Source organism: Streptomyces sp. 8L (assembly GCF_020176795.1).
Lineage (GTDB): Bacteria > Actinomycetota > Actinomycetes > Streptomycetales > Streptomycetaceae > Streptomyces.
On record NZ_JAIUKE010000194.1, the window covers coordinates 1 to 8,392 of the forward strand.

Annotated in this window: 8 protein-coding genes; all 8 read right to left on the reverse strand. The window is 66.3% G+C overall.

Annotated features, from left to right (window positions below; all coding sequences use genetic code 11):
- Positions 1-364: 364 nt before the first annotated feature.
- The gene (locus tag LCE31_RS17670; protein ID WP_225015254.1) at positions 365-970 is read right to left on the reverse strand and encodes a hypothetical protein; all 606 of its coding nucleotides are present in this window, start codon (positions 968-970) and stop codon (positions 365-367) included.
- The gene (locus tag LCE31_RS17675) at positions 963-2,780 is read right to left on the reverse strand and encodes a type IV secretory system conjugative DNA transfer family protein (RefSeq protein WP_225015255.1); all 1,818 of its coding nucleotides are present in this window, start codon (positions 2,778-2,780) and stop codon (positions 963-965) included. The genes LCE31_RS17670 and LCE31_RS17675 overlap by 8 nt, the downstream gene beginning before the upstream one ends.
- Before the next feature lie 70 nt (positions 2,781-2,850).
- The gene (locus tag LCE31_RS17680; protein ID WP_225015256.1) at positions 2,851-3,795 is read right to left on the reverse strand and encodes a hypothetical protein; all 945 of its coding nucleotides are present in this window, start codon (positions 3,793-3,795) and stop codon (positions 2,851-2,853) included.
- Positions 3,796-3,869: 74 nt separating this feature from the next.
- Positions 3,870-4,268, reverse strand: coding sequence for an XF1762 family protein (locus LCE31_RS41245; protein WP_374118489.1), 399 nt, complete (start codon positions 4,266-4,268; stop codon positions 3,870-3,872).
- A complete protein-coding gene (locus tag LCE31_RS17685; protein ID WP_225015257.1) occupies positions 4,265-4,852 on the reverse strand; it encodes a hypothetical protein in 588 nt (195 codons plus the stop codon). The genes LCE31_RS41245 and LCE31_RS17685 overlap by 4 nt, the downstream gene beginning before the upstream one ends.
- Positions 4,853-4,865: 13 nt before the next feature.
- Positions 4,866-5,333 carry a VUT family protein gene (locus LCE31_RS17690; protein WP_225015258.1) on the reverse strand — a complete coding sequence of 156 codons (468 nt, stop codon included), beginning with the start codon at positions 5,331-5,333 and terminating at the stop codon, positions 4,866-4,868.
- Positions 5,334-5,461: 128 nt separating this feature from the next.
- Positions 5,462-6,826 (reverse strand): ATP/GTP-binding protein, encoded by a 1,365-nt coding sequence (locus tag LCE31_RS17695; RefSeq protein ID WP_225015259.1) that lies wholly within the window; start codon positions 6,824-6,826, stop codon positions 5,462-5,464.
- Between the two features lie 2 nt (positions 6,827-6,828).
- Positions 6,829-8,392, reverse strand: a 1,564-nt coding sequence (locus LCE31_RS17700) for an SCO6880 family protein (RefSeq protein ID WP_308042264.1), incomplete at its 5' end; no start/stop codon positions are given.

Below are 8,392 nucleotides of genomic sequence, written 5' to 3' on the forward strand. Positions count from 1 at the left end.
CTCGGTCTTGTGTTAATCTGCCGGGGGGTGGGGGCCGAGCGAGATGTCGGGCGGCGGTGGCGTGGCCCGGAGACATGGCGGCGAGTGGGTGGATCAGCTCGTGGAGCACGATCTGTTCGGCCTCGTTCGTGATCGCAATGAGACGTCGGGAGTGCTCTTCACTGGCTCACCGCCGACTGGTGTGTCGGCACTGAAGGTCGCGTCCGTCAGTCTCCGGCCTGTCGCTTGGTTCTCCCCAGGGCGGGGCAGGTATGCCAGCAGGTCCGGCAGCAGCCCTTCCTGCCCGGGCAACTGCTCGCGCCAGTGGGCCGGAGCAGCGCGCCTGTTCCTGTTCGTGATCACGTCTGGCTCCCGGTTGGTGTCGTCATCCGCTGTTGTCCGGGCCCGGACCGGGCTGGTCGCCGTCGCCCGGGCCTGAGGTATCGGCGTCGGGCTCGGGGACTTCGGAATCCAGGAGCAGGGCGAGATATTCCGTGTCGCCGCCCCAAGGGGCTTCGCGGTGCCGTTGCTTGTGCTGGCCGTTGCGGCACGCGCCGAGCCAGAACCGGCCCATCCGCTCCACGGCCCGGGCGAGGGCGTCTTGCCACAAGTACGGCGCCGCCCCTCCGTCCTGCCCGCTGGCGTAGGCCGACTCGTGGGAGGTCCACAGCGCTGTGAGTTCCTCGACGACCGCGCCGTGCTTCCACCAGCACTGTCTGGGCAACTGGTCCGTGGTCATCTCGTACCGGTCGGCGACCCAGATCACCCAGTGGATGAACCGAGGCCAAAGCAGGGAGTGTTGCTCGCCGTCGAGGTCATGCCACCGCACGGGGGCACCGACCGGGCGTTCCTGCTCGTCGGCGGCGTCCCCGCTGCCGGCTCCTCCGGCCCCCAGCTGCTCCTCCAGCAGCTTGACTCGCTCGCTGAGAAGCACCTGCTCGGCGTTGACGTTGGTGAGTTCGGCGAAGATGTCGTCGAAGCCGCTAGCCATGGCCGCCCGCCTTCTCCAGCCGGACGCGGTCATCGACCATCTCGTGCGCCCTGCGGGTGGCTTCTTTGATCTCCGCTGCCCGCGGCCCCTCGTGTGCACGCACGAACTTGACGAGCGTGGCCGGGGTACGGCGGTGGAACACCATCCCGCCGCGCTCCGGGATCATCCGGATCGTGGCCGGCTCCACCACCGCACGGCGGCGCACCGACGTAGACACCGACACCCGGTCCCCGTCATCGGAGACGGTCTCCACGTCCTCATCGAATTCGCCCGCAAGAGAGCTGTAAGACTTCAGCTCCTCGGGATCGCTGATACCGCCCAAGAAGACCTTCACCGTGCCGCTGGCGAACATCTTCCGCACCCCCAGGGCGCCCCAGCGCTCTTCCGCTTGGGCATATCCCTGAAGGACCGCCATGATGAAAATGTTCTGCGAACCGCTCACACTCATCAGGCTCGGAATTTCCGGCAGGGGTGCCACATTGGCCAGCTCGTCCAGGAAACAGCCGAGAGGAATCGGAAGACGACCGTTGGGGCTACGGGCCGCATGCCTCTTGGCGGTGTCGAACATTGCCTTGGCGAAGGCGGCGTTGAGCGGTGCCAGGGCGGATCCTTCTTCGTCCTCGCCGATCACAAACAGCGTTCCGGACTGCCGGAGGTACGTTGCGATGTCGAATATCTCCACGTCCCCCTGGGGGGCGAATATCTCGGCGACATTCTCGTCATAGAGTGCGATGAATGACTGCTCTGCGGTCCTCCAGGTGGCGGATCGTTCCTCCTCGGCGGCGGCGTGCTGGCCGGCGAGCGCGGCGGCGAGCAGGTGCTTGCCCTTCGCTGCCAGAAGGTCGACGGCCTCGCGGTTGTCGGGGTCCGTCGCCCAGGCCAGCACGTCGAGCACGGGCCGGTGGTGGAGGGCCGCGGCATGCAGCCAGCAGGTGATAAGCGTTTTCGCGTTGAGCGCGAAATAGCCGCCATTCTTTGTCCCCTCTTCGCTTTTTGTGGTCGCCGTGAGAGTTTCGGCGCGCTTGCGCGCGACCTGATATTCCTCACAGCCAGCGGTCAGCGGCCAGCGGAGCTGGTTCGGCCAGCCAGATAGCCCGGTCGGGTCCAGGACCCAGACGGGGCCGTACTTTTGTCGCAGAAGCGCGGTGTTGTAGAGCACGTCCGTCTTGCTGCTGGTGGCGAGGACCGTTCCGGGGAATTCGAGGATCTCGGGAAGGATGATCTGGGAGGTCTTCCCCTCGCGCGGCGGGGAGACGAAGATCATCGATTCTTCGATCGTGATCCAGAGATGGATTTCCGAGGGGTCAGCGCTGCCGATGTAGACAGCGACGTCGCGGATGGTGATGGCGTTGGGGTTCTGATCGATGAGCGTGGGACGCAGTGATCCGGCACGAGACAGAGCCTGTTTCTCGCCCATGGCCTTCTCCAACTGGGCACGGGTGGCCATCCCGTCGGCACCGTCAGCGCCCCTGCGCTTCCACCACCAGTACGCCTTCCATATCCCCCAGGTCGCCGCAGCGAGGAGGAGGAGAAAAATAGGCCAGAACACGAACGGGCCGGCCACGCCCGCCCTCGGCGACCAGGCGGCTGCCGGATCGCCGGGGTGGCGGAAGACAGCAACGACCGCATGGCCCGCGGAGTCCCAACTGACGGCCGTCGGCCGTCCGTGTGCCAGCAAGCCCGACGTGAATGCGGTCAGCCAGAGCAGAGCGGTGAGCACGAACGCCGTGATCAACGGGAGGATCCACACGGCGTCGCGGCCCAGGCGTAGGCGTGCCGCGGTCTTTGGGGTAGCAGCTTTCGGCATCATGAGGTCGCCACCTTCTGGAGGGGCGTGACTGAGGCCAAGACTTGTGCTCGAACCAGTACGAGGTCGAGGCTCATGCGGCCTCCGTCTTGCTGACGGGCTGCCACGATCGGCAGGCCCACGGCGAACAGCCCTCAGAGGCACCCCGCTCGATCTCGGCGTCGGCGATCTGGTCGAAGATATTGGTCTGCTGGCTGACCCGTTCGTGGTAGGTGACGTGGTCGACGGGCGCCCGGTCCAATGGCGTGCATGATCGGTGCAGGTATGCCTCGCCGAGGAGTGGTTTTCCATGGGCGTTGCCGCGGGCGTTACCAGAACGGATGGACCGGTCGAACTCGACGGCGTCGGCCCATTCGTCGGGACGCTCGTCCCGCATGTGGCGCCACATGGCATTGCCGTGGAACGGGCAACCGATGCAGGCGCTCTTCGGTGTCGCCGCCCAGCCCCGGGAATTCAGGTAGCGCTGGCAGTCCGAGCGTGTCCAGCCTTGGCGTCCGTCTGCTGCACCGTCGAGGTTGAGCAGTGGGAATGCCGAACGCAAGTACTGGATTCCGGAGTCCTTCGCCCGGTCAAACTCATCTCGGGATATGCCGACCCATTGCTCGACGAATACGCCGCGGGGGATTCGTCTGGGATAGGGGTATCCGAGAAGCTTCCGTGTCTGCTTCTTGATCGGCTTAAGTTTGTACTCACTAGTGCACTGTCGGCGCGTCATGCCGTAGCTGCCATCCGGATTGCGAATGTACAGCGGCATGCTGGCGAACCGATGGTTCGGATCGAGTGCGTCGCGGCGTATGTTGCCGGAAGCTACGCGGCACACGGGAATTCCGGCTGGTTGGGCGACCTCGCGCACAAGGCGGTCGAGGTGGTCGTAGACGGCGCGAGGTTCCCAGCCAGTGTCAGCGAAGATGGCCGCGTCAAGATGGGGCAGGCGCTTCTCAGCGGCCAGCATCAGCAGCGTGGTGGACTGCACGCCGGCGCCCAGAGAGAGAATACGCAAAGTCGGCGACTCACTCATAAGTCACCCCCATGGCCATGCTCGATTCGGTAAATGACTGAGTTGGCTTCTTCATCGGGTCCCGGTCCTTGGATTCATAGGAATGATGGGCGCAGAAGTCGGCAATTCACGGACGCTTGAGCCACGACCCGCCAGTTGGCGCCACGAAGGCTTGCCCCGCTCTCCCCGTCCTGGGTGTAGGTAATCAAGCGGGTGTAGCCCAAGCCTTTCGCGCCCCGCCACGCAGCGCCGTACAACAGGGAGTTCGCATTCCGGGTGCCGTCACTGCAAGTACGCGTGACTTCGGGGGTGGCTCCGTCGTCCAGGTGACGTGCGACAGGCCGGCCGACGATGGCAACGGCTCGGAAGATGCCGTCCTCATCGGCGGCGCCCACAGCGAAAATCTGTCCGGCGGGCGGTGGGTGATGACGGTGTCCCTTTCGAACGAACGCCGCCGCTTCGCGGGATCGAACCGGTACCAGGTGCAGGCTCATGCGGTACCTCCGAAGAGGGAGGGCCGGCTGTCGATTTCGTTCAGCCACCCGCGTAGCCGGGCAAGGTTCTTGTCTGGGCCGAATGCGAGGAAGGTGCCGTCGACCGTTTCGCAGCCGACGTCCTCAGCGATGCGTAGACGTCGGAGACTGTTGACGCGGCCCATGTGCACGGCCTTGCCGCGAGTGCGGGCCTCCTCACAGAGCCGAGCAGCGACCGGGCCGATCTTCCATCCGGTGGATCCGGCGAGGAACAGCACGTCGAACTCGTCCCAGGGCAATCCGAGCAGGTCGCAGCCGTCCTGGGCAGCGAACGCGGCCGGCACCTGCAACGCGCGGATGCGGGCAAGCCACGGCAGGGACTCGTCGAGCGTGCCCGCAGCGTCGCATGGCTTGTCGGGGGCAACGGCCCACAGGCAGCGGTCGGAGCCGTAGCGTGTGACGGTGCGCTCCAGCCAGTCGAACCAGGCGTCGGCTCCGGGCCAGCCTTTGCCGAATTTGCCGTTGTCGCAGGCATACATCGCGCCATCGGGAATGCGGTTGCCTTGGGCGGGGGTCGTCATACAGCCGATCAGTCCGGTGCTCATTGCGGTCCTCACGTCAGGCCCCGAGGGAGTGCCGAGGTAGAGCACGGCGCACCTGCCGGACAGTGAGGACGGTGATGACAGGCAGCACGGTGGCCCAGGCGACCTTGCCGATGAGTTGGCCGCCGACCGAGCTGGCGGTGACCGGGAGACCGGACAGCCACAGGAACAGGAGCGTGTCCAGTGCCGCGCCGACCGTGTTGGAGGCAAGGACTGCGCGAGCCCAGCCGCGGTGCCGCAGTGGTGTGTAGACGACCATGTCGATGGTCTCCGCGGCCAGGAACGCGCCCGCAGAGGCAAGCGCCAGGGCCGGAGAGGTAACCGCGGTCAGTGCGGTCCCGGCGGCGACCCCGACCAGCACCCAGGCGCGACCTGCGGTGTCCTGCACGGCGTCCCGTGCCAGGAGCCCCGTGCCGGCAGCGAACGTGCCTGCGGTGACAGAGAGACCGCCACCGACGGGCACCACGCCATACAAGTTGGTCATCCAGTTTGCCGTTGTGATGGCGGTGGCGTAGCCCGCGAGGGCAAAGATGGCGCGAAGGTTTATTCCCCGCCAGGTGCCACGACCGTGCCCGTCACAGGTTCGGAAACCGTCTCCAGGGGATAGCCTCTTCACCGGGCCACCACCCTTGGGTTCATCGGAATGATGGGCGCAGAAGTCGGCAACTCACGGACTTTTTCCGACATCCGGCGGTTGGTGTCGGTCAGCTGGATCTCCAGCCGGGTCCGGATGTGTTCCACGAGGTTGATCCGCGAACCGACCTGCCAGACGGCCCGCCCAGGCGCGCACACGTTGGATCCGTCCGCGAGCGCCTTGCGTGCCCAGTCCGGAAGTCCCACGTAGTTTGCGGTGGTCTCGGCCTCGTCCCGGTCCATGTGATATAGGACTCTGGTTGCCGTCAGTTTCAGGATGGCCGCCGCCTCCGGGACTTGCTCCAGCAGCAGATCCCCGAGATGGTGCAGCACTGCCCAGAAGGACAACCCCAGGCGCCTGCCATATCGGATCAGCTCCTCGAACAGGCGCGCCACCGGACGGTGGGAGAGGATGTGCCAGGCCTCTTCGACGATCAAAGTCCTTTTGACCCGGTCATCCGGCTTGATCCATCCGAACCGCAACCAGGGCCCGATGACCGCCATCAGCAGCGGCATGGCTTCGCCCTCCCGCGGCAGCTTCGTCAGATCGAAGATGATCAGCCGGGCGTCGAGGTTGATCCCTTCGGTTGTCGGGCCGTCGAACATGCCGGCCAGGTCGCGGCTGGGGTTGCACAGTGAGTCCAGGGCCAGCGCGGCCGGCTGGCCCCACTCCACCAGCTCCTCCGGGGTGACCGGCTGCTGTCCGAGAAGGGTCGGCTGCGGGGCGGTCAGCGCGTCCAGGACATCAGAGAGGATCGCCACGCGCTGCTGCTCGCGGGCTGCGGCGGTAGCGGACTTGTGGGCCTCGGCCAGGGCGAACTTGGTCTGCGAGGTGAGGGTGCCGGTGAGGACCTCCATCATGGACACCAGCACCTTGAACTGGTGCTCGGCAGGTATCCGGCCGTCGAGCGGGTTGATCCGCACCCCTCCGCTGCCGTCTCCCGCGCCATAGACGAGACGGATCGGTGTGATGTCCAACTGCCGGGCGATGCCGTCCCATTCGCCAGCACCGTCCTCGCCCTGCGCATCCAGAATGGCGAAGCTTCTGTCGCGGAAGCGTAGTTGCCGCAACACGTACGTCTTCTCCAGCGCGGACTTGCCGTAGCCGGACTTGCCCAGGATCAGGGCGTGGCCGCTGGCGAGCCGGATGCGCGCCTGCGGGTTGTACAGGATGAAGGGGTCGTAGATGTAGGCCTTGCCGCTGTAGGCCTCGCGTCCGATGATCACGCCACGGGGGTCCATGCTGGCGGCGCCGACGGCCGGGTAGAGGCCGCAGGCGTGGCTGGTGGTCGAGCGGATGGCCCGCCGCCGGGTCTGTGTCTGGCGTCGCAGCATCTCCAGCATCGCTACCGCCCCTCCTTCAGCAGTCCGGCGGCGAAGGGAAGTGTGTTGGCGAAGGCCCGGTGATGCTCGGTGTCGCACCACTCCAATCGAAGACCGGCGCGGGTGGCGCCGGCGCGGACCGTGTCCGCGTCCCGGCGCAGGGCGTCGACGGTGGGCGAGGTGACAGTGATCCAGGCTGCGAGCCGTGTGCCCGCCGCGCCGTCGGCGATGTCCCGCATGGTGCGGATCGAGGCGCTCTGAGCTTTCTGTTCTCGCGGATCCTCGATCCGTCCGGTCTTCTTGTCTGCCTGGCCCAGCTCGTTCGTGGCGTCCGCCATGGCTTCGGTGATTGCCTGGTCCGTGCTGACGAGGTCCATGACTACGGACACCGACAGGATGGTGTCCTGGATGTAGAGCAGGATCGGCGCAAGGAAGTTGATTCCGACCGGGAGAGCGGGTAGCTCCTTCACCCAGGCGGTCATCGAGTACCAGTTGTCCTCCGCGGCTTCCCAGCTGCGAGAGGCTGTGTACTTCTTATTGCGGGCGTCGAGGATGGCGGGCCAGCAGGTGATCCGGTCCATGCCAGCGGTGTCATCGATCCAGTGGCTTGGATCGTAGGCGTGGTGCAGGTAGGAGGCCAGCCCTGCCTCGTCGAGATTACGGACGTGGCGCAGTTGTCCGCGTCCCAGTGACCGGATGAAGCTCTCGATCTCCTGGCCGAGCGTGATCGCATAGCCCTCGTGGAGGGTGTTGTAGCGACGGGCCTCGGCGGCCAGGTCAGCGGTGTAGGGGATGCCCACCACGAGAAGGAGCCGCCGGTCCTCCGAGGTGACCGCAACGCGCCGGATCAGGTCGTCGTACGACTGCTGCAGCCACGTCGGACTGTTCGTGTCACGACGTTCGGCGGCGTCCCGCAGGTGGGCGTTGGGGTCGGTGGGTACGACCCTGCTGATCCACTGAAGGCGCTGTATGCGCCCGCCACTGTCGGCTGTGGTCTTCAACAGGTACTCGTACGCGCGGATCAGGGTTTCCTTGTCCGTGGTGTCAAGGCTGCCAAAGTCGCGCTGACCCTCTACCTCGACCACAGCGGTGAACATCAGCTCGTCCGGCTGCAACACGATCGCTATCTCACCGAACGCGGTACGGGCGGCAATCCACTGCATGGTCCGCGGAACGCCGACAGGGACGTCGATCGGGACGCGACGACCGTCGATGTAGCGACCGGAGTACGGCGCTCTGGATCTGTAGAGCAGCGAGCCGTCCCGCAGCAGCTTCTTGTAGGTCCGGTTGATCTCGAACCAGCGGAGGTACGTGCGCCCTCGAAAGGGCACCAGAGTGGCCCAGGCACAGACGCCCGCGATCAGCAGGAAGCCGACCATCTTCAGCAGGATTCCGCCGAGAACCCCGGCAGCGATGAGTCCGCCGACGAAGCCGGCCCCCAGGACGAGCTGCTCATCGGCGTCAAGCTTGCGGCCGAGCAGGCCGGGGGGGGGGGGGGGGGGGGGGGGGGGGGGGGTGGGGGGGGCCCCAAACCCGACAAGATAGGGGGTGGGGGGGAGAGGGCGAGGGTGGAGGGGGGGGCGGGGG